25 protein-coding genes and 1 tRNA gene are annotated in these 19341 nt (G+C 45.5%); 20 read left to right on the top strand and 6 right to left on the bottom strand.

The genetic code is table 11. The features are described 5' to 3' along the window. On the top strand, nt 1–178 hold a 178-nt coding region (locus C6Y40_RS11350; protein WP_146129465.1), incomplete at its 5' end, for a transposase domain-containing protein. 20 nt (nt 179–198) lie between these two features. Here C6Y40_RS11350 and C6Y40_RS25545 read toward each other — a convergent pair. Then, nucleotides 199–660 carry a J domain-containing protein gene (locus C6Y40_RS25545; RefSeq protein ID WP_105934690.1) on the bottom strand — a complete coding sequence of 154 codons (462 nt, stop codon included), beginning with the start codon at nt 658–660 and terminating at the stop codon, nt 199–201. 298 nt (nt 661–958) lie between these two features. Continuing rightward, nucleotides 959–1783, bottom strand: a complete 825-nt coding sequence (locus C6Y40_RS11340) for an endonuclease/exonuclease/phosphatase family protein (RefSeq protein WP_105934689.1) — start codon at nt 1781–1783, stop codon at nt 959–961. 648 nt (nt 1784–2431) lie between these two features. Between C6Y40_RS11340 and C6Y40_RS11330 the strand changes: the two genes are divergently transcribed. Together C6Y40_RS11330 and C6Y40_RS24980 are read left to right on the top strand one after the other, a co-directional pair. Beyond that, on the top strand, nt 2432–3604 hold the full coding sequence (locus tag C6Y40_RS11330; protein WP_146129551.1) for a hypothetical protein: 1173 nt from the start codon (nt 2432–2434) through the stop codon (nt 3602–3604). Between the two features lie 385 nt (nt 3605–3989). Continuing rightward, nucleotides 3990–4976, top strand: a complete 987-nt coding sequence (locus C6Y40_RS24980) for a hypothetical protein (protein WP_105934685.1) — start codon at nt 3990–3992, stop codon at nt 4974–4976. Nucleotides 4977–4996: 20 nt separating this feature from the next. Here C6Y40_RS24980 and C6Y40_RS11315 read toward each other — a convergent pair whose 3' ends face one another. Further along, nucleotides 4997–5311, bottom strand: coding sequence for a hypothetical protein (locus tag C6Y40_RS11315; protein WP_105934684.1), 315 nt, complete (start codon nt 5309–5311; stop codon nt 4997–4999). A 454-nt stretch (nt 5312–5765) separates the two neighbouring features. On the opposite strand from C6Y40_RS11315, the gene C6Y40_RS24745 reads away from it, so the two are divergent. From C6Y40_RS24745 to C6Y40_RS11255, 12 genes are all read left to right on the top strand, one after another. Further along, nucleotides 5766–5972 carry a hypothetical protein gene (locus C6Y40_RS24745; RefSeq protein ID WP_170308464.1) on the top strand — a complete coding sequence of 69 codons (207 nt, stop codon included), beginning with the start codon at nt 5766–5768 and terminating at the stop codon, nt 5970–5972. A 1-nt stretch (nt 5973) separates the two neighbouring features. After that, a complete protein-coding gene (locus C6Y40_RS11305) occupies nt 5974–7710 on the top strand; it encodes a type IV secretory system conjugative DNA transfer family protein (protein ID WP_170308463.1) in 1737 nt (578 codons plus the stop codon). Further along, the gene (locus C6Y40_RS11300; RefSeq protein ID WP_105934681.1) at nt 7697–7993 is read left to right on the top strand and encodes a hypothetical protein; all 297 of its coding nucleotides are present in this window, start codon (nt 7697–7699) and stop codon (nt 7991–7993) included. Before C6Y40_RS11305 ends, C6Y40_RS11300 begins: the two co-directional genes overlap by 14 nt. Then, the gene (locus tag C6Y40_RS11295; protein ID WP_105934680.1) at nt 7983–8912 is read left to right on the top strand and encodes a hypothetical protein; all 930 of its coding nucleotides are present in this window, start codon (nt 7983–7985) and stop codon (nt 8910–8912) included. The genes C6Y40_RS11300 and C6Y40_RS11295 overlap by 11 nt, the downstream gene beginning before the upstream one ends. A 2-nt stretch (nt 8913–8914) precedes the next feature. After that, on the top strand, nt 8915–9565 hold the full coding sequence (locus C6Y40_RS11290) for a hypothetical protein (RefSeq protein WP_105934679.1): 651 nt from the start codon (nt 8915–8917) through the stop codon (nt 9563–9565). After that, nucleotides 9562–9852 carry a hypothetical protein gene (locus tag C6Y40_RS11285; RefSeq protein WP_105934678.1) on the top strand — a complete coding sequence of 97 codons (291 nt, stop codon included), beginning with the start codon at nt 9562–9564 and terminating at the stop codon, nt 9850–9852. The genes C6Y40_RS11290 and C6Y40_RS11285 overlap by 4 nt, the downstream gene beginning before the upstream one ends. A 149-nt stretch (nt 9853–10001) precedes the next feature. Next, on the top strand, nt 10002–10307 hold the full coding sequence (locus tag C6Y40_RS11280; protein ID WP_105934677.1) for a hypothetical protein: 306 nt from the start codon (nt 10002–10004) through the stop codon (nt 10305–10307). Between the two features lie 32 nt (nt 10308–10339). Then, nucleotides 10340–10612 carry a hypothetical protein gene (locus C6Y40_RS11275; RefSeq protein WP_105934676.1) on the top strand — a complete coding sequence of 91 codons (273 nt, stop codon included), beginning with the start codon at nt 10340–10342 and terminating at the stop codon, nt 10610–10612. 71 nt (nt 10613–10683) lie between these two features. After that, a complete protein-coding gene (locus C6Y40_RS11270; RefSeq protein ID WP_105934675.1) occupies nt 10684–11064 on the top strand; it encodes a hypothetical protein in 381 nt (126 codons plus the stop codon). Then, on the top strand, nt 11061–12353 hold the full coding sequence (locus C6Y40_RS11265; protein ID WP_105934674.1) for a relaxase/mobilization nuclease domain-containing protein: 1293 nt from the start codon (nt 11061–11063) through the stop codon (nt 12351–12353). Before C6Y40_RS11270 ends, C6Y40_RS11265 begins: the two co-directional genes overlap by 4 nt. 7 nt (nt 12354–12360) lie before the next feature. Beyond that, on the top strand, nt 12361–12561 hold the full coding sequence (locus C6Y40_RS11260; RefSeq protein ID WP_105934673.1) for a hypothetical protein: 201 nt from the start codon (nt 12361–12363) through the stop codon (nt 12559–12561). 48 nt (nt 12562–12609) lie between these two features. Then, nucleotides 12610–14145: a recombinase family protein gene (locus tag C6Y40_RS11255; protein ID WP_105934672.1), complete on the top strand. Its 1536-nt coding sequence runs from the start codon at nt 12610–12612 to the stop codon at nt 14143–14145. Here C6Y40_RS11255 and C6Y40_RS11250 read toward each other — a convergent pair. Together C6Y40_RS11250 and C6Y40_RS11245 are read right to left on the bottom strand one after the other, a co-directional pair. After that, nucleotides 14129–14205, bottom strand: a tRNA-Val gene (locus C6Y40_RS11250). The genes C6Y40_RS11255 and C6Y40_RS11250 overlap by 17 nt on opposite strands. A 114-nt stretch (nt 14206–14319) precedes the next feature. After that, nucleotides 14320–15396: a hypothetical protein gene (locus C6Y40_RS11245; protein WP_105934671.1), complete on the bottom strand. Its 1077-nt coding sequence runs from the start codon at nt 15394–15396 to the stop codon at nt 14320–14322. A 341-nt stretch (nt 15397–15737) separates the two neighbouring features. Here C6Y40_RS11245 and C6Y40_RS11240 point away from each other — a divergent pair, with 341 nt between their 5' ends. Beyond that, on the top strand, nt 15738–16250 hold the full coding sequence (locus C6Y40_RS11240; protein ID WP_105934670.1) for a PTS glucose transporter subunit IIA: 513 nt from the start codon (nt 15738–15740) through the stop codon (nt 16248–16250). Nucleotides 16251–16261: 11 nt separating this feature from the next. Here C6Y40_RS11240 and C6Y40_RS11235 read toward each other — a convergent pair whose 3' ends face one another. Beyond that, nucleotides 16262–16693 carry an OsmC family protein gene (locus C6Y40_RS11235; RefSeq protein ID WP_105934669.1) on the bottom strand — a complete coding sequence of 144 codons (432 nt, stop codon included), beginning with the start codon at nt 16691–16693 and terminating at the stop codon, nt 16262–16264. Nucleotides 16694–16992: 299 nt separating this feature from the next. On the opposite strand from C6Y40_RS11235, the gene C6Y40_RS11230 reads away from it, so the two are divergent. The 4 genes from C6Y40_RS11230 to C6Y40_RS11215 are packed head-to-tail and all read left to right on the top strand — an operon-like array spanning nt 16993 to nt 19335. Continuing rightward, nucleotides 16993–17340, top strand: a complete 348-nt coding sequence (locus C6Y40_RS11230; RefSeq protein WP_105934668.1) for an ArsC family reductase — start codon at nt 16993–16995, stop codon at nt 17338–17340. Next, nucleotides 17340–18467 carry a succinyl-diaminopimelate desuccinylase gene (dapE, locus tag C6Y40_RS11225; RefSeq protein WP_105934667.1) on the top strand — a complete coding sequence of 376 codons (1128 nt, stop codon included), beginning with the start codon at nt 17340–17342 and terminating at the stop codon, nt 18465–18467. Before C6Y40_RS11230 ends, dapE begins: the two co-directional genes overlap by 1 nt. Continuing rightward, nucleotides 18464–19147 (top strand): M15 family metallopeptidase, encoded by a 684-nt coding sequence (locus tag C6Y40_RS11220; RefSeq protein ID WP_105934666.1) that lies wholly within the window; start codon nt 18464–18466, stop codon nt 19145–19147. The genes dapE and C6Y40_RS11220 overlap by 4 nt, the downstream gene beginning before the upstream one ends. Next, nucleotides 19144–19335, top strand: coding sequence for a DUF2897 family protein (locus C6Y40_RS11215; protein WP_105934665.1), 192 nt, complete (start codon nt 19144–19146; stop codon nt 19333–19335). The genes C6Y40_RS11220 and C6Y40_RS11215 overlap by 4 nt, the downstream gene beginning before the upstream one ends. The last annotated feature ends 6 nt before the right edge of the window (nt 19336–19341 follow it).

Genomic DNA, 19341 nt, shown 5'->3' with positions numbered 1-19341 from the left:
ACAAAGCCTGATGGTGACTTGCCGCCTGCAAGGCGTCAATCCCTACCATTACCTCGTGGATGTATTGCAGCGTGTAGCACTGCATCCGGCCAAAGACGTACTCGACCTGACGCCAAGAGTCTGGAAAGAGAGATTCGCGGACAAAAAATTAACGAGCGACTTAGATAAAATGGGGTGATCCGGGTCTATATTGATCGCTTACGGTTTGGCGCTGCCGTAAGTTTCTCTTATTTCATCCATGCTAAAGGTGCCGCGCCCTTTGCTTTGCCAATCCTCAGGGCGGAAATACCAACGCTTTTTCTTGGAGGCAAATTTAAAACCCGCTTTTTTGAAAACCGCTTTGTGCTTGAAGCTGTTACCACCAACCCACACCCATGCGCCGCAAATCTCAATCTCTAATCCTTCACAATGAATAATCGCGTTTAGCGCATCGTTTAAAGCTTCAGGGTAATCTTGCTCACCGACTTTTTGTTCCTCAATCACTCCGTCAAAGCCCTTTAACACTTCAAAGGCTTGATTGATGACTTTCATCATTTCTGCGCCAGCCGGATTCCGGTCTGGGTGGTATGTCATAGCGGCTCTACGAAATGCCTTTTTAACCAGCGTTAAGGAAATTTGTCCGCTTAATCCTAAAATCTTTGCTGCATCATGTGGTGTCATGCTGTTCGCTCCTAAAAATATTGGCTGAGGTTCAACGAAGCGCTTTGCGCCGCGATTGAACTTCTGCCGACTAGGGCGACTAAGGCGGGGGTGAAAAAATCCAGAAAAATTGCGGAGGGTCTAGCCCAAACGCAGTGCGGAGATGGAAACCGTCATTTTTCTTGATTTTGAGCAAACAAGACTGCTCTACAGGGCGTTACGGGACACGTCCCGTTAGAAGGGGTGACGAAAAACGCTAAAAAGCGGTTGCAGTGAGGGGAAGGCCTTCCCCTGCTAAGAAAATAAATGTGAATATGCATTAAGCATGGATTTCGCCAAACAGAAGGCCATGATCCGAATATTTATCAATCCAAGATAGCTGTTCTGCGGTACTGGTTAACTCAGGCCAGCCAATGACTTTAATATATTTACCGCCACCAAAATCTCTAAAATTTAAGCTTGGATCGGCAAAAACATGATCTAGGGTACTGCCCGGCGCATAAGTTTCTGAGCCATTCCACCAACTGATCTCGTGTGTTTTATGCAAGCGATTTAGTGCTACGCGGTTAAAACGTTTTTCTAAGAACTCAATTTCCTGCTCAGGCGTTAAATCACAAATATTATTATATGCGGCAGATAACCCCATGGTGTTTAGGTCGCCAAGTACAACAAGTTTCCCGGTTTTACCATCATCAGAGCGTTTGTTAATCTTGCGTTTGAGACTTGCGGCATGTTTGAACATATCATCTCGCAAGCCCCAAGAGCGCGGATCAGTGAAAGATTTGAGATGTAAAAAAAGAAAAGCGTAATCTTCACCATCTATTCTTACTGTTGCAAGTGTGCCGGGGCGTAAAGTTGGGACTTTTGATTTGAATTCATCCCGCTGGGTGACGAAGACATTCAATGATTTACGAAAGCCAATCAATATCTCCATATTGGCCTTGTCGGTTTTTTCAGTGATAAAAAACGAGTGACTTTGCAACTTATCCATAAGTTGCTCAAACACATGCTTGCCTTCAACTTCGTAAATTGCAAAAAGGTCAGGATTTACCTCGGATAGTAAATCGACAACCCGCTCAATACGCTCTGGCTTTCCTTTAAAATGTTCGACATTCCATGACGCAAATGAAATCAATTTCGACATTGCTTAATCCTCAAATGTGTGAAGTTTGATCTTGTCCTCAAATACAAGCTCACTACGTTTGAGGTGGTATTGTTTTAGTGATTAGAAAGTAAACAATAGCGTGATGTGGGGCTGATTGTACATAACTATAATCAAGCCATGATTTTTACTGCTCCTCTGCCAGAAACCTTTCTTGGACTTTGGGAAAGAAAGGCTTTGGCATTCAAAGCGCTAAAAAATCAGGAGTAGCATTATGCACATTATTACTTCATATCAACTCGCGAACAAAAACACACCGGAATTGCGTGCACTGTACGCCGCAACATTCAATGCACTTGTGCAATCAAATGCGGCCTGTATTCAACGAAGCAATATTCTGGCGTCACTTGAGAACATCTCCCGTGCAATGTGTTGCAGCGAATTATAGAAAGCGTCCATATGCAATATGGTCGAGGTTAAGCAACGACATGCTTACGGCACCCTATCGGCGAACGGTAGGTTGATGGGAAGTCCAGCAAGGGAGAGCTAACTTCTCCCTTCTGGTCAGGATTGTTAAGGGCATGAAAGCCTTTAACTGGGGATTAAACGTCCAAAGGTTTATGGTGCAGAAATTAATGAGATTTTGCTTTGCACCACAGCCCAGAGGGATGCAACGGGAGAACGGCTTTAGTGCTCTCCCTTGCCAAGATTACCCCTCACGTATTACGCAGGGGACATCTTGCGGAGCGCAGGGACGTTTCTACTTTTACCGAGCACTCGCAATCATCTTTGAAGCTCATGCTCTCCAGAATGGAAGGCAGCGGAAAATACTTGAACACCGCAAACTATTTGCATAATCTTGGCTTTGACCAAGCTACTTTCAAAATAATAATTCATAAACGGACTTCTCCAATGAATCATAAACATTTCATCTACCTGATTGTTTTATTAAGTTTAAGTGCTTGCAGTGTTAACCCATTTGACGATGTGGGAAGCTTTTATTCTAACTTTCAGGTCTTCGAGGAAAAAATGTGCAGCGGCACATATAAACTTGAATACCCAATAAAAAATGGTCGTAAGTCTAAATCTGCAATATCCAAGAAGTTCTATGAAAAAACAGACGGCATCGAACAATATTATGCTTTTCAAGCCTCTGAAGATACATGCTGGTCAGCTTCGCTAGAGACTGCATTCCGTTACGCAGGATTAGAATTTACACAAGAGCAATTTAGAGATGCATTGGGATCATCATGCCCAGATTCAGGTAATCGAGCCGCAACTGCCAACCAAATCCTATTTGCTGCTTCCGAAGCTCATGCTAGTGGGGCTGGACTTTGGTTAGGTAAAATTCCCAGAAGAGGTATAGATATTGACTATTGTGATGTAGTAAACATTTTGAGTTTGTTGCCTAAAGTCCAATCCGCCAACTGCAAGATAGAATCGTCATTTCATAGGGAAGCTGATGAGTTTTTTCTCGTTAGGCAAGGCGGAGATTTCTCTTACTCACCTGATGGTTTTACGATGAGCTCTACCAACCCAAAAACTGGTAAACTAATCTATGAGAAGCAGCTTGTTATAATAAAATCCTTATCTGATATGCTTGTCGCAATGGACAAAGATTATCCAGTATTCGTTGCCATGAATAGAAAAGGTAGGGGGCACACTGTCGTATTGAGAGATGTGACGTTTTATACGTCAATATACAAAGAAAATGACAAAGGTGGATATAATTATACAACCGACAGCAATACTCACTTAGAAAAAGTGAGTTTCTTAGATCCCACTGAGCGTTCAACACCCAGAATTATGACGGGTGACCGCTTTCTTGAGAAGGTCGCTTTTTCATTCTACATTCAAACATAGTGCTGAGTGGTTTATATGGGTTTAAAAATTTCGAATGCGTTAGTTTTTATAGTTTGTACCGTATTGATTGGGTGTGCCCCAAAATTTGGAAAGAGATACGACAAAAACGTTGAAGTGATATTTCACTCTCAAAACAAACGGATTGAATTTTATATCCTAACTTTAGAGCAGAATGAGCAGTTGGGTTCTGATTATAGCGATATCAAAAAAGCTACTAACCTCAGTCTTCTCAGCAACCTACCTACTCGAAATTACACAAACGAAAACACACAGAGAATTAAACCCGGTGAATATGTTATCTTATTTGATTGTGGGAATTACTATTCAAGGGAATTGGTGTTCTTTGAAGAAAAACATCGTATAACGCTGAACTGCAGCTCGTAAAATGTTTGTACTATATTTTCCTCAAGATTGGTTAGTCGTACTTGTCTGTTGTGCAGTTCTGGCTACACTTATTGGACTGAATTTAGGTAAGACATACGCATCTCTCAGCTCTTTAAGAATCCTGTTTTTATTAATTCTTACGGGGGTGTCAGTTTATGGCTCTATCAACTTTGATAGATATTATCTTCACAAATTCAAGGGTGAGGGTACGTTGCCTTTACCAGTCAATAAATGTAATACCTTGGAAACATATTTAGCGAATCTCGAAGAATACCAGAACCCCACTTTTCATGAATGGAAATATCGAATTGACAATCCGTCCTGTAAATTCAGTTCATCTTTAACAGTTATAACCAGCATGTTTTTGTCCAGCTTTTCAGTCGCTCTAATTGCAATGATATTTTGGATTATGTTGATGAGGTTTAGGAAGAGTGAGCTTATCGTTAATGGAAATGATGTGGAATTTGAGAGCTTTGAGGACACGGGCGCAGATCCAACTATCAAAGAGGAAAAACCAACTTCGCCATCATCATTCTATGAAAATTGGGAAAGGTTCGATTTGCATTCTGATGATAGAGATTATCGCGAACTATTGAAGGAAATATGCGGTAACTTTCCACTTAAGAGCAAAAAGAGCAACTCTATCGTTGCATGTACCGAACTCTATAAATTTCTTGAGAAGAAAACTAATCTTGATGAGAATTTTAAAGCTGGTTTTGTTACGAAAGCACTTTCAGAAAAACCCCAAGCCAATGTTATTTGGAATACTATGGAACCTAAAAAGTTCAAATATCAAGGATTGGGTGCGGGCAGTGTCGAAAGTATCCTTTTATGGTTAGCTTGTTATCTTCAAAAGGATTTACAGAACATAATTGATGATTTCGTAATACAAATTCTGGCAAATGAAAATATTGATGATGCAACATTTTTTGGTGAAAGCCTTAACTTTGCCCTTGAAATAAAAGAAAAGAATAATGAAGAAAGCTAAACATGCTCACTGTTTCTGATTTATGGTTCTCTTTCAGTAACTTTGTGCCACGCTACGTCCCGTATGTACTCATATCCTTGAACAAAACCAGGTTGGTCTGTGCCATAAGCGTCAGACATTATATCCATACTAGCTTGTAGAAATGCTTTATCAAGTCTTTTGATGATTTCTTGTTCATCGGCATCAACGTGAAAACAGCACTCCTGAAAGATTTGCCATGTCAGTTCACGCAACTTCAAGGTTACTTCGGCTTCTCTTAAGGCAGCCTTCTCTGCTTTTTTCTCATAATTTGATCCATGCTCTAAACTACCTGCTCCCCATATACTACTGCTCATTCGCCACCTCCTTTTGACTTCGCGATATAGCCATATAGATGCAAAAAGAATATGTCAACTAAATTCTTGAGAATATCTTAAGGGCATTAAATGTGTTCTTAAGAACCTCTTAAGAAACACTTTGATAACAATGAGTTACACCAACTAAAGTGTACCCTACTGATGCGATGAGCTGAACTTGCTCAAGTGCATCACTTAATTCACAAAGTGGGGATTGGCACATGAGATTAATCTTTTCAACCGCAATGCTAGTTTTGTCATTGGTGGGTTTGGGGTTTGCAGTTTACTTTAAAGAGTGGACAGCATTTTTTATAAGCATACCGTTTACACTCCAATTTGCTTACATCGTATATGACGCATATCAAGACTATGTGCAGTTACGTGAAGAGGTGGAACACCTCAAACAGCAGAACGTTAAGTTAAGAAAGTTACTGTCTAACAGAGGGGATCGCAAATGATCCCCTCTAAATCAACGCTCCTCTGGCTCCCTAACCAAGTTCTCGACTTTGTGCTGATGTTATTCGGCATTCCGTATATCAGCCCAGAAATACACGCTATTGCGGTGGGCGTGGTTGCTCTGTGGCTCTACATTCATGTCGCCCGCGCAATTATTGCTTTGTTTAAAAAAGCCTTTGGCTTTCAGTCAAACGAGCGGCGCTAAGATGGAGCATATTGCGTTCAACTTCGGCGCACTGCTGGAATATTGGCAGTGGTTGCAGCAACTAGACCACTCCACATTATTGATGTTGTGCGCAGCCGCTGCTATACCGCTGTGGTTTTTAATCTTTATCATCAAAACATTGATGATATGGATATTGCGTAAACTCGGCTGCTCATCGCCTAAGCTCTATGCTTCCATCCCGACCTTGCCATGGCGCACGGTAATGCGGGTTAATATGCGGCTCTCTGCTTGGCTTGAGCAATTCAAGTTCAGTAAGTTATCGACGGGCGGCTTTGCCTCTGTCGCCGCCACACTCACCCATCGACATAGCGCACGAACTTTATTCTTAGGGCTTGCATGGTGCTACGGCTTTGGCATTGTCCAATCCGTTGGTCTGCCGATGGAAAAGCATGCCTTGATTGTAGCAGGCACAGGCTCAGGTAAAACTTCAACCGTCTCAACCATGCTCAGTGAATGGGAAGGTAGCGCCTTTGTCCTCGACCCGACCTCAGCTATCTACCAAGCAATCGCTGCGCACGATAAAAAACGTCAGTATGTACACCTTGCCCCTTATGAGGAAGATTCAGCGCAGTTAAACCCCTTTGATGATGTGAAAGCAGCCATAGCGCGTGAAGGTGAGCAAGCGGCTGTGAAATGGGCTAATCGTCTCGGCAACAGTTTTATCATCACAGTATCGGGCGAAAAACAACCTTATTTCACAGATACCAGCCGCGGAATGTTTGTCAGTATTGTGCTGTTTGTGCTGTCTCAATATCCAGAAGAAGAGCAACATTTAGGGACGGTGCGTGACCTGATAGTACATGGTATGCGCGTGTTTAACGAAGACGGCACACTTGAAAGTACCCCAGAAGAAAGCCATCAACTCCTTCATAAAATGCTGAGAGAAAGCTCTGCTTTTAAGGGCGCAATTAGCGGCGGCGCGGCAGCTTTCATCAACGCCTCAAAAGACACTCGTGCGAATTTAGACTCGACCTTGTTAAATCAAACCAAAATCTTGGATATCCCGTCAGTACGGTATTTCTTTTCCAGCACGACGCGCCCGCTCAGCGAGCTTAAGACCCAAAATGATGTGGTGTTTGTACTGGATGTACCGCTTTATTCACTGCGCGAAGAGCTGCAAGGGGTAGCTCGTGTTGTCCAAAACTTGGTCTGTTACACCTTTGAAAGCGTCAAAAAGAAAAATGGTAATTGCCTGTTTGTGGTCGATGAGGTGCAAGCACAGGGCTATAACCAAACACTGGAAATCTCGCTCAATGTTGCGCGTTCGCAAGGTTTGTTTGTGCTGGCAATCACGCAAGATTTGGAAGGTCTCAAAGCGGCTTATCCGAAAACTTACCTTTCCTTTATTGGCAACGCTGAATTTGTGATTTGGATGGGCACAGCCCACCCAGATAACTTGGCTATGTTGTCCCGTTTGCTCGGCAAAAAAACGATTGTGGACACCGATAAGCATACAGGCCGCAAAAGCTACCGCGAAGTCGACGTGATGAAAGCAGAGCAGCTAGGGCGTTTCTTAAACCCAAAACGCGGCAACATGATAGTGACACGCGCAGGCCGTGCGCTACGTCTGAAAATCGACCCGTATTTCAAAAGCCTGCCAGTGTGGCGCTATTCACCAGACCCTAACCACAAAGAGAAGCTACTTCGCCAAATAATGCGCGCGCTGCTCAATCAAGATAATTCACCGTCTAAGGAGAAACGTCATGAACCACTATGAGGACTATAAAGCCCGATTTATTGGCTATGTCAGGGATTTAATTATGCCGCCTTTCAGTCTGGTAAACGCCATGCTGAGGACGCAGGAGGAAGCTGAAAACAAAGCGTTAGCCCAATATCAGCGGCAAATGGAAATGGCGCAAATTGAAGCAGAAGCCGCTTTTACCCGGATTTGCGCTCGACACGGCTTATTACAGCAACGACGCGTGAGCCGTTATCAGGATGCCATTGAGTTTGAGATTGAACACTCCCTTAACCACGAGGAAAACAATAATGAAAGCTAATCACCCTGCGGTGTTTTCATCGCAATCACAGCAATTACTTGAAGGGCTATGTCAGCACAGCACCGACTATGCGTTAGGCATGGCAAAAGAGAGTACCACCATCGCGATAAACACAGTTGTCGCAGTGTTTGTGGTTATCTTTGAATATGAAATTCTTTACCGCGTATTTGCATATTTAGCGGGTACGGACAATCAGTACTGGACGCCGAGCCTCATGGCAACCAGCTCGTTGATTATGGTGTGCGCCATTCATTATCTGGCGCACCGCCAAGATAAACATCCACTAATGCGCGTTATTGAGCGTCTTGCGGGCTGGTGCATTCCGGTTTATCTCATCGGCATTATGCTGCTATTAGCCACCATCTTGCTTGGTGATGGCGGCGAGCTTTTCAGCCAAGTGCAGTTTGATATTAACGCCTTGGAGGAAGATAACGCTTGGTTAGAGACGCTTCGCACCGATTATGCCAGTCCGTTTGCGGGCGTAATCTTCAGCCTTGGTGTGGGCACATTAGCGATATTGAATGTTTTTGTCGCGCATCGTGCAATTAATGCCAGCACACAGGCGATAACGCGGTTTTTCTCGCGCCGCCAGGTCTGGCGCGAAGATGTGGCTGACCTAGCTTGTTACCGCGAAGCGCAGCAGCGCTATCAAAATGCCGACTATGACGCGCAAGCACACACTCAAACGGATATTCACGCGCTGCGCGAAATCGTTTGCCATGACGCGTTAGAAGCTATTCACGAAGGGCTTAAGCCTGCACTTATGGCAGCCAATAACGCGATGCTCATGAACGAAACCTCACCGCTATTACCACAAGGCCAGCTCAATGTTGAGCAGCTGAAACGCGCCATTAAACCTATTCAGGCCATCACATTCGAGGATTTGATGCGCCACTTAACACCCACAACGGAGAAATAGCCATGACATTCACACGTAAATCTATTGTAGCCCTTATCGGTGCTGGTCTTTTATCGCTCGGTATTGCTTTTAGCAATCATGTCGAAGCGAAAACGCTCACCGTACTTGTCGATGTGAGCAAGTCTAATCCATATCTCACTAACGAAGCGATGAGCAAAGCCATGACGTTGCAGGTGATTGATGCACTGAGCACACTTTCACAAGGTGATGAAGTGATTGTTCAAACAGTGGGTAGCCTCCATGCCAGTCAAAACCTTGAAAACTTGCGCTTGGTAATTAAGCGGCATAACCGCCAATCGGTGTCAAAGGCGCTCGCAAAATATTTGCTGACACTACCCAAGCAGGTCGAGGCACAAGGTTCAACCAATTTGATTGCGTGGTTTGGACGCCACGCCCCTAATTGCGAGGCGGGTAGCATCGTTATTGTGTTATCAGATGCCATTGAGGCCTCTGAATATGTTGACTCCGCCTCACTACTTTCAGGCAAGCAAGCGCTACCAGAGCCTCATCAATATGTCGCGCTTAAGGGCTGTACCGTTCGCTTTATCGGACTAGGCGCGGGGCGAAGTGATAAAGAAGCACACACCTTGCGGCAAGCGTGGCAACGCTACATCGAGCTGGCAGGTGCTGAATTCAAGGCCGTGCTGCTATGAGCCTAACAACCAAAGCCCAATTGGATGCGCTGCGTGCGGCGCGTCCTACTCTGGATACTCAAATGCACTACAGGCCAGACTCAATGACGGTGATTGCAGTGCACACGCAAGTTGAGCGACAGCGCATCGGTACGCTAAATCAGGGAGAGCAATTAATGCAGCTATCGCAAGAAAAGTTACGCAAAGACTTGGCTCAAGTGCGTCATGCAGGCTATGCCCGCGCACAATTTAACGATTTATCGCATACCCACGCATGCGATAAATCACAATCTTTAGTTGAACCTTAAGTTTTGCAGTGCACAACAGCCCATTCGGGCTGTTCGCTGTCAAGGTAATTTAAGCGGCTGTTTTGCCATTATTTTTATTAACGTTTTGTTTAAGGCTTGCCGCCAAGAATGAACTTAACAATACAACCACAACATGCAGGAGAGAATACATGCATCCTTTTTATTTCGACGATATCCCCGCTTACGGGCGGTTAATCCATTTACCCAAATCAACCCCACACTTTCAAGTGCATGAGTTGATTGAGTATGGCGATGAAATCATGAGAAACCCTGTTGGCCGTGCATGGCGACAAGGCCACATCATCATGGAGCTTCCCAGTGGCGTGTTTGAATTGGTGCCAATGGAAGGTGTGCCAACTCATCCACGCACAAAGAATGCACCGCCGAGCGGCGCGGCAATCAGAGTGCCAAGAGTTGCTAGACACGGGCATCTGTGCAGCGCGTCAGTGCATTAACGATACTCAACCCAAAACGAAAGGAAATCTCAATGAGTGAACAACATCAACAAGACCAACACACTAACAACCGTCAACCGGATTACGATATTTTGCAAGAGATACGCTCAGGCAAAAGCACTCGCATGATTAATGTTGGCGTAATGTGGGATACGGCGGCTGGCAATATCGCTGGCGATACCGCCCATGGACGTTTCGTACTTAAACGCCGCGAAAAGCTGGAGGAAATGCGCGAGCAAAACGAGCAAAGCCAAGGGCAAATGCAGCAACAAGCCTTGGACGTGGATAACGCGCCTGACATTTAAGCCTATATCACCTCAAACTTACTGAGGCGCTTAGTCGCCTCAGTCTTTTTCTCAAGCTATGGAGTAACTACATGATTCAAAATGACAATAGGACAATTCGTTATCCACGCACTGTTCGTTATTCAAATGCCGAGTGGTCGCACATCATGACAAAGGCTGCATTACTCAACATGAAGCCTACAACTTTCGTCAGAGTTCGTACATTGAGCGATAAATTAAGTGATATTGAACAGGTGGCAATAAAACAATCACAAGACAAAAAGGAATTTGCACAGCTCCTCTGTTCGTTAGGTGCTTCGCGCCTTTCTCAAAATATTAATCAAATAGCGTTTGAAATGAACGCGGGGACGCTGATCATTTCCCCTGACATTACAGCGAAGCTCAATCAAGCCAGTAAAGATATTCAGGCCATGCGCTCGACCCTAATGTCTTACTTGGGACGTAAGAGATGATTATCAAAGCCTCGCAACGCGCAGGGGCAACAGCGCTTGCCAAGCACCTATTAAATGATATCGAAAATGATCATGTTACGGTGCATACGCTTCATGGCTTTGTTGCTGAGGATGTTACAGATGCTTTTCGTGAGATCGAAGCATTATCTAAAGCTACCAAGGCAAAGTCATATTTGTTTTCGGTAACTCTAAATCCACCAATTGGACAACAGGTCAGCGAAGACGAGTTTGCTAAAACCGCGCAGCGACTTGCCAAAACAATGCATTTAGAAAAACAGCCCTATGCCCTTATTATTCACGAAAAGGAAGGCCGTAAGCATGCTCATTGTGTATTTTCCCGCATTGATGCTGAACACATGAAAGCTATTAAGCTTCCTTTTTATAAACAACGTTTAAACGCTTTGAGTAGGGATCTATATATTGAGCATGGCTGGCAACTCCCTAGAGGGTATGAGCATAAAGACAGCCGCGATCCACGTACATTTAACCTCGCTGAATGGCAGCAAGCCAAACGCCATAATTTAAACCCGAAACAAATCAAAGCCAGATTACAGCACTGCTGGCAACGAGCAGATAACAAAGCTGCTTTTGAGCATTCACTGAATCACGAAGGGTATTTTCTCGCTAGGGGCGATAAACGCGGTTTTGTCGCCGTAGATTGGTTTGGCGAAGTCCATTCATTAACAAGAGCTTTATCAGTGAAAACAAAGGAGCTTCAAAACAGATTAGGCGATCCAAAAACATACCCTAGCGTTGAAGAAACGAGACAAAAAATGGCTCAAGCCCAATTTGAAACACTTAAACGCTTGCGGGCAGAGCAAGCGCGTATCCATAGCGCAGAAAGAAAACCGCTTCATACTAGAAAATCAGAACTGGTTGCAGAGCAACGCATAGCGCGGCAAAGGCTGCAAATATTTCAAGAAAAACGACAAGTTGAAGAGCGTGACTTTAGACAGTCTCTTTATCAAAAAGGCATTAAAGCACTTTGGCATTTTGTAACTGGACGTCTTCACAAACTTAAAAAGCAACATGAGGATGAATATCGGCTGAGCCTTGAACGAGATAAAGACGAAAAACAACAGTTAGCGGCGTTTCAGCTTAAAGAAAGAGAAAAACTACAGTTGCAGCTAGATGCACTAAAACGCCGACAACAAGCTGAAATATTAGATTTAGGTAAACAGGTTTCACAGCAAAATCAAAGCTTAGATTTTTCGCCTGCGATTTGTCCGCAAGCCCATACGCAAAGCTTCAATATTAGCCAAAACACTAACCCTGAAATAAGTTTATAGGAGTGACATGCATTTAGATTACGAAAGATACCGCCATCACTTAACTCAATATCAGCTTCCAAGTATTCGAGAAGAAGAAATCATGGATTACTTGTGGCACTTCTTAACCAAGCAAGTAGATATTGCATTTGATGATTTTCAACCGCCAAAAGACAGTGGACAGCTTGATACTGACAATTTACAGAGTCACAATCAAACCTTACATTGATGAATATCATCCATCATAAAGATCACTCAAAAGAGCAAGGAACGTGCAATGACAAAAGCAAAATCACCAAGTAAAGCCGTAACCTATTGCCGCGTCAGCTCTACACGGCAAGTACGCGAGGGACACGGTATTCATTCGCAAGATACGCGTTGCAGAGAATTTGCCAAGCATAAAGGATATGAAGTTATTCGCTCATTTCACGATGAGGGCGTATCAGGTTCATTAATAGATCGCCCGAAAATGCAAGAAATGCTCAATTTTCTGAGTGAACAAGACGAAACTGTAATTGTTCTAATTGATGATATTTCAAGATTAGCACGAGGCTTAGAAGCCCATTTACAGCTAAGAACCGCTATTGGTGATGTTGGCGCTAAACTTGAAAGTCCGAGCATTGAATTTGGCGAGGATTCAGACAGCATTTTGGTGGAAAATTTACTTGCGTCCGTTTCTCAGCACCAAAGGCAGAAAAACGCCGAGCAGGTTAAAAACCGCATGCGTGCCAGAGTTCTTAATGGATACTGGATCTCAAATCCACCTATCGGATACAAATATAAAGCTATTAATGGTCATGGCAAAATGCTCGTTCGCAATGAGCCGATTGCTTCTATCTTGCAGACAGCGCTTGAACTCTTTGCCTGTGGACGATTGGAAACACAAAGCGAGTTTAGAGATTACTTACTTGCTCAAGACGCATTCCCCAGAAAGAAAGATGGAACAATTCATCTTCAACAAGTTAAAGAAATGCTGAACCGTGTTTTGTATGCAGGCTATATATCCATGCCAAAATGGGATATTTACATGCAATCAGGCAAACATGAGCCACTCATTTCACTTGATACCTATGAAAAGATCCAAAAGCGCCTCAATAGCACTGCTAAAGCCCCTCAGCGCAAGGATTTAGACCAAAACTTCCCATTGAGGGGTTTTGTCTGTTGTCATAGCTGTGGTCATCCAATGACCTCATGTTGGTCACGCTCCGCGAATAAAAATAGATATGCCTATTACCTCTGCCAAAGACCCGGTTGCGATATGAAAGGCAAATCTGTGCGTAGAGAAAAGCTGGAAAGCGAATTTGAAGAATTACTCTCAGATCTTATTCCATCATTTGAATTAACTTATATAGCCACCGACATGATGCGGGATATTTGGGACGCAAAAACGCAACAAGACTCAACTAACGAGGATGCTCTTAAAGCGGAATATCGCATTTTAGAGCAGAAAATCACAAAGCTGGTTGACCGCGTTTTGGAAACTGAATCGGTGACATTAATTGAGCGATATGAAAATGCGCTTAAAGACTTAGAGCGAAAAAAAGCACTCATTCAGGAAAAATTACTTGGCTGCTCAAAAGAAGCGCCGAGTTTTGATCGAACTTTTCAAGCGTCCATCGAATTTCTTCGCAAACCCTATAAAATGTGGGCTTCTGGCGATATTAACCAACAAAGAACCATGCTCAAACTCGCCTTTGATGACAAAATTACATATGAGCTAAAAAAAGGGTTTCGAACTCTCTCTATCTCAAGCCCATTAAGGCTTTGCAAGCAATTACAAGAGGGTGAGTATGAAATGGTGCGTCTACCCTGATTCGAACAGGGGACCTCTACCATGTCAAGGTAGCGCTCTAACCAACTGAGCTATAGACGCAAATCTGAACGTCGGTGAATACCGAGTGGCGCGTATAATAGCGATGCCCCCGCCACTGTGCAAGCAGAAATTGCGAGAATTGCTTTAATTGCCTGTAGTTTAACCAATCACAAACTAACTTGCCCGGCACAGGAATGGCAGTGGCTGAATAACATCCATTATACTGCCCTTGCGATAGATATCCGCAAAACATTCACCTAAGCGATCAGATTCACTGATTACCTTTTGCCAGTACTTAATGCGAGTGCTGGCGTCGAATTTTTCGAAGTCTTTTCGGTCAGGGATTTTGCCGTAAGGTAAGGAGGCAACAAACTCATCCGATGGCACCAGCATCACCACATTGTCAAAGCTACTGGCATGGGGAATTCGTCGTTTAAGAGCTTTGTCGAACCAACCAGGAATGGCCCGCGGATAAAAATGCGGATACAGCACCAGGCCATCCTGAGGACCGAATGATAAATCAAAGTGATAATCGATGATCCCGCCGTCGCGGTACATTCCCTCTGGTGCTGCCACCATCCGCTCTACCCCGTCAATCACCAGCGGAATTGAGCCGGAGGCTAACAAGGCATCTTTAACGTTATTAAAACCCAGCTCGATAAATTCGGTGTTTAACTGGTAGGGATCGTTAATCTGCAACTCGCTGTCCGGAGCAGAAAAGACACTCCGGGTATACAGCTTTTTAAGTAAACGGCGGTTCATGGTGTTAGCCGCCGCACTTACCCCAAGGCCCAGCATCTGGCGATACCGGCCGTAATGCTGCATTAACCCATGGCAGCGAGCGGCAATCACGTGCAGCTTGAATCGTCTGTTGGTAAGTACCTCCATTACACCATTACGCCCCATCACATAATCGATCAGCTCGCGGGCTTTATGGGTAATTTCTCCAGGGCCTGGTTTAGGGGAATATACGGTTTGAGAATAGTTTTCGGCCAGCCGGTTAATGGCGCCAACCGGATCGCGCTGAACGAAACAAGCCGAACGAAAAGCGCCGGCAGAGGAACCAATTACATTAACCGGTTGTGAAGACTCCGCAAAAAACGCCGGAAACAGGATCCGGTCGATCCCGGCCAGCACAAACCACTTGGGCCCGCCCGAGGCGCCCAGCACATAAGAGAATAAGGCAGGCGTCAGCCCGTGTTCACGAATACGTGCCAGTGCAGCTGGCCCGGCATAAATGGAGAGCGGCATTCCCAAAACGGTATGTACCTTTACGGTTAAATTATGATTTTATTGCTTAATCCTACCCTAATGGCCTGATCAGGTAAATTGCCCTGAGGTACAGGTTTTAATCATCATAAAAAGTTGTGAAAAAGTCTGGATTCCTGCTCTGATTTATGCCCATCAACATACTGAACATATATTATACAGCCAGATAAAATCATTATTTTCATAAACTTACAAGTTACCACATAACTACTCAACAAAGTTATCCACAGATATAGTGGATAACCTTTGCCTCGCCAAATAACACTTGGGTTCGGATTTTGGTTAAGGTATAAATGATGTGAAATTTAGATACCCGGCCTTATATGACCTTCTCCATTGCCAAACCGCTCAGTTACTCACCACCTGCTTCCGGCGAAGCGGTGATGCGGCTTAATGCGCCTGCAACCGGCGAGGTGTTGCGGCTGGATGAATTACCTCATCCGCTGCTTCAGGCTGGTCTGTTGGGCACTGGCGCTGCCATTCACATGACTACTGGTGAAGTGAGTGCGCCGATTACCGCAGTAGTTCAGAGTATTAATATTGCCAAAGCGCAATTAGTGCTGGTGCATTCCAAAGGCCTTAAGCTTCAATTACAAATTGGCCAGCCTGGTGAGATTTGCTATGGCGAGAGACTTAAATGGCTGGTTAAAAAAGGCCAGCGCTGTGAGGCCAGAACGCCTTTGCTACAAAGCGATCCATTGTGGATAAAACAGCAGGACGCACATCCGGTGTGCGTCCTGACTTTATTAAATGCTGGCAGGCTCGGTGCCATCGTTTTAACTTCCGACCCGAAGATCAGAATCAATGACGAAGACTTTCTGGCCCTTTACGCCTGATCCATCACCATTTACTTATTCAGCGTGTGTGTCAGGGTAATTTCGGCATTCAGTACTTTGGAAATCGGACAGTTTTCTTTTGCCCCACCGGCAATTTCCTTAAACTGTTCTTCCTCAATGCCATTAACCACGGCGTCGAGTACCAGTTCTGATTTTACCACGCTAAAGCCATCACCCTCTTTTTCCAGTGTGACGTAGGCTTCTACTGATAGTTCGCCATCTTCGAAACCTGCGTCAGCTAATGCAAATGATAAGGCCATAGCAAAACAGCTGGCGTGGGCACTGCCCAGTAGCTCTTCCGGGTTAGTACCCGGCTCATCTTCAAAACGGGTATTAAAACCATAGGGCTGATTCTTCAGTGCACCGCTCTGGGTACTGACTTTGCCCTTACCCTGTTTGCCCAGTGGCAGATAGTGCGCAGATGCCGTTTTTACAATACTCATCGATGACCTCCGATAGTCTGTTTTGAAGCCGGCGCTGAATCGGCCGACAAAAAATGATGTACAGTCAATGAAGCATGTGCCATGCCGGTATGGGCAAATGCCTTGCAAGCCTTTACTGGCAGGCAATGAGGTTATCTTTGCAGTATCAAATAGTTAAACTCCGGCGGCTGTCTGTGTCATAATTACCGGCATTGCACAAAATTTTCATACTGGCAGTGCCTTCTTCGCTCAGCCTATTTTACAGCTTGAGGTGGTCAGGATAGACTTGCCAGCATTTATCGATTCAACGAGGCAACAGCATGACGGTAGTGATGTACGGTATTCCCAACTGCGATACCATCAAAAAAGCTAAAAACTGGTTAACTCAGCACGATATCTCTTTCACATTTCACGACTATCGCAAACAAGGTGTGCCCCAGGACGTACTGTCTGAAGCGCTTACCGAACTGGGCTGGGAAAACGTGCTGAATAAACGCGGCACCACTTACCGCCAGCTTTCCGACGAACAAAAAACTAATCTTTCGGCATCCACCGCGCAGGAACTGCTGATAGAAAACCCGGCAATGATTAAGCGCCCTTTACTGGTTACCGATAATGCCATGCACCTAGGCTTCAAGCCGGCGCAGTACGAGGAGATCTTTAGCTAATGACCGACGTACTCGAGTTAACCAAAGAGCTGATTAATCGCCGTTCAGTCACCCCTGAAGATGCCGGTTGTCAGGACTTTATGAAAGCCTGGCTGGCTGAGTCAGGCTTCGAAAATGAAACCATGGTGTTTGAGGATACCACCAACCTGTGGTCCCGCCGTGGCAATGATGGCCCGGTGTTTTGCTTTGCCGGTCATACCGATGTGGTCCCCAGTGGCCCGGAAGATGCCTGGCAAACGCCGCCGTTCGTAGCTACCGAGAAAGACGGTAACCTGCATGGCCGTGGCGCAGCCGATATGAAAGGCTCTTTGGCCGCAATGCTCGCTGCTACCCGCCAGTTTGTGGCGGATTACCCGGATCACCACGGCAGTATCGCCTATCTGATCACCAGTGATGAGGAAGGCCCGTTTATTAATGGTACAACCCGGGTTATCGACACACTGGAAGCCCGTAACGAAAAAATCACCTGGTGCGTAGTAGGCGAACCCTCCAGTACCGATGTGGTTGGCGATGTGGTGAAAAATGGTCGTCGTGGCTCACTAACCGGCGATTTGGTGGTAAAGGGCATTCAGGGCCACGTGGCCTACCCGCATCTGGCGCGTAACCCGGTGCATCAGGCTGCCCCAGCTCTGGATGAGCTGGCACAAGCCCACTGGGATAACGGGAACGACTTTTTCCCGCCTACCAGCTTTCAGATCTCCAATATTCACGGCGGCACCGGTGCCGGTAATGTGATCCCCGGCGAACTACATGTGTGTTTTAACTTCCGCTTCTCAACCGAAGTCACCGATAAGCAGCTTATCGCTAAGGTAGAAGACATCCTCGACAAGCATGGCCTCGAATACGAAATAAAGTGGACCTTTAACGGTCAGCCTTTTTTAACCGACCACGGCGATCTGTTAACCGCCACGCAGAAAGCCATTGCCAGTGAGATGGATTTTGATACGGTTTTATCTACTGCTGGCGGCACCTCAGATGGGCGGTTCATCGCGCCTACCGGTGCTCAGGTGGTTGAATTAGGGCCGGTGAATGCCACCATCCATAAAATTGATGAGCACGTGCGAATTAAAGACCTGTATCATCTGGAGCGTATTTATTATCGCCTGCTGGAAAACCTGCTGACATGAACCTTGAAAAAGCCTGGCTGGGGCGCGATGACAGCGGCCTGATTAACGTAGGTGAACAACATCGGCTTCTGCCAGCAGTGGCCGAAGCGTTTAACGCCATGCAACAGCATGCCCGCGAGGCCGGTCAGGACATGCAAATCGTTAGCAGCTATCGTAACTTTGACCGCCAGTTGTCTATCTGGAACCGTAAATGGCGGGGTGAATTGCCGCTGTATAACCATCAGGGCGAACAACTCGATGCCGCTTCCTTATCAGACCAGGAAAAAGTGTACGCTATACTAATCTGGTCGGCCCTTCCCGGTGGCAGTCGTCACCACTGGGGCACCGATCTGGATGTTTACGATAAAGCCACCGTAGACGCCTGTGACGGCCAGTTTGATCTGGTTGATGCAGAATACCGCCCGGGTGGCCCATGCTATGCGCTGGCTCAGTGGATGGATAAGCATCTGGCAGACTTTGGCTTTAGTCGGCCGTTTTTGCAGGATAATGGCGGCGTTGCCACCGAGTTATGGCACCTTACTCACAGCAGCAGCGCGGCAGAGTTTGAAGCCCGGCGCAATCAGCAGGCACTTTATGAATGCTTAAGCAACGCGCCCATGGAAGGTAAATCCACAGTGCTGGCCATGCTGGACGAATTATTCAACCGTTTTGTATTAAATCAGGGAGTGCTGCAGCGATGAGCATGTGGGTAGTTATTGGCATTATTGTTGGCGTACTCGGCATCATCATTAGCAATATTATGTTGCTGAAATACAGCGCCAAATTCAAAATGCCAAAAGCCTATACGCCACCGGAAGTGCCCGGGAAAAAACAGGCAGAAGCAGAAAGTGGTGAGGAGTCGGAGCAAAAGCGCTCCGACCAGGACTAACTCTGG

The sequence above is a fragment of the Marisediminitalea alba genome (assembly GCF_002993365.1).
GTDB lineage: Bacteria > Pseudomonadota > Gammaproteobacteria > Enterobacterales > Alteromonadaceae > Alteromonas > Alteromonas alba.
This window is presented reverse-complemented; position numbering and strand designations above follow the sequence as displayed.

What these genes read in the sequence shown, in the direction of transcription:
- C6Y40_RS11275 (WP_105934676.1), top strand. Translation starts at nt 10,340, where the DNA reads ATGAGTGAACAACATCAACAAGACCAACACACTAACAACCGTCAACCG.
- C6Y40_RS11315 (WP_105934684.1), bottom strand. Translation starts at nt 5,311, where the DNA reads ATGAGCAGTAGTATATGGGGAGCAGGTAGTTTAGAGCATGGATCAAAT.
- C6Y40_RS24745 (WP_170308464.1), top strand. Translation starts at nt 5,766, where the DNA reads ATGATCCCCTCTAAATCAACGCTCCTCTGGCTCCCTAACCAAGTTCTC.
- C6Y40_RS11265 (WP_105934674.1), top strand. Translation starts at nt 11,061, where the DNA reads ATGATTATCAAAGCCTCGCAACGCGCAGGGGCAACAGCGCTTGCCAAG.
- C6Y40_RS11285 (WP_105934678.1), top strand. Translation starts at nt 9,562, where the DNA reads ATGAGCCTAACAACCAAAGCCCAATTGGATGCGCTGCGTGCGGCGCGT.
- dapE (WP_105934667.1), top strand. Translation starts at nt 17,340, where the DNA reads ATGACCGACGTACTCGAGTTAACCAAAGAGCTGATTAATCGCCGTTCA.
- C6Y40_RS11270 (WP_105934675.1), top strand. Translation starts at nt 10,684, where the DNA reads ATGATTCAAAATGACAATAGGACAATTCGTTATCCACGCACTGTTCGT.
- C6Y40_RS11240 (WP_105934670.1), top strand. Translation starts at nt 15,738, where the DNA reads ATGACCTTCTCCATTGCCAAACCGCTCAGTTACTCACCACCTGCTTCC.
- C6Y40_RS24980 (WP_105934685.1), top strand. Translation starts at nt 3,990, where the DNA reads ATGTTTGTACTATATTTTCCTCAAGATTGGTTAGTCGTACTTGTCTGT.
- C6Y40_RS11235 (WP_105934669.1), bottom strand. Translation starts at nt 16,693, where the DNA reads ATGAGTATTGTAAAAACGGCATCTGCGCACTATCTGCCACTGGGCAAA.
- C6Y40_RS25545 (WP_105934690.1), bottom strand. Translation starts at nt 660, where the DNA reads ATGACACCACATGATGCAGCAAAGATTTTAGGATTAAGCGGACAAATT.
- C6Y40_RS11245 (WP_105934671.1), bottom strand. Translation starts at nt 15,396, where the DNA reads ATGCCGCTCTCCATTTATGCCGGGCCAGCTGCACTGGCACGTATTCGT.
- C6Y40_RS11280 (WP_105934677.1), top strand. Translation starts at nt 10,002, where the DNA reads ATGCATCCTTTTTATTTCGACGATATCCCCGCTTACGGGCGGTTAATC.
- C6Y40_RS11255 (WP_105934672.1), top strand. Translation starts at nt 12,610, where the DNA reads ATGACAAAAGCAAAATCACCAAGTAAAGCCGTAACCTATTGCCGCGTC.
- C6Y40_RS11220 (WP_105934666.1), top strand. Translation starts at nt 18,464, where the DNA reads ATGAACCTTGAAAAAGCCTGGCTGGGGCGCGATGACAGCGGCCTGATT.
- C6Y40_RS11305 (WP_170308463.1), top strand. Translation starts at nt 5,974, where the DNA reads ATGGAGCATATTGCGTTCAACTTCGGCGCACTGCTGGAATATTGGCAG.
- C6Y40_RS11295 (WP_105934680.1), top strand. Translation starts at nt 7,983, where the DNA reads ATGAAAGCTAATCACCCTGCGGTGTTTTCATCGCAATCACAGCAATTA.
- C6Y40_RS11215 (WP_105934665.1), top strand. Translation starts at nt 19,144, where the DNA reads ATGAGCATGTGGGTAGTTATTGGCATTATTGTTGGCGTACTCGGCATC.
- C6Y40_RS11340 (WP_105934689.1), bottom strand. Translation starts at nt 1,783, where the DNA reads ATGTCGAAATTGATTTCATTTGCGTCATGGAATGTCGAACATTTTAAA.
- C6Y40_RS11300 (WP_105934681.1), top strand. Translation starts at nt 7,697, where the DNA reads ATGAACCACTATGAGGACTATAAAGCCCGATTTATTGGCTATGTCAGG.
- C6Y40_RS11230 (WP_105934668.1), top strand. Translation starts at nt 16,993, where the DNA reads ATGACGGTAGTGATGTACGGTATTCCCAACTGCGATACCATCAAAAAA.
- C6Y40_RS11260 (WP_105934673.1), top strand. Translation starts at nt 12,361, where the DNA reads ATGCATTTAGATTACGAAAGATACCGCCATCACTTAACTCAATATCAG.
- C6Y40_RS11290 (WP_105934679.1), top strand. Translation starts at nt 8,915, where the DNA reads ATGACATTCACACGTAAATCTATTGTAGCCCTTATCGGTGCTGGTCTT.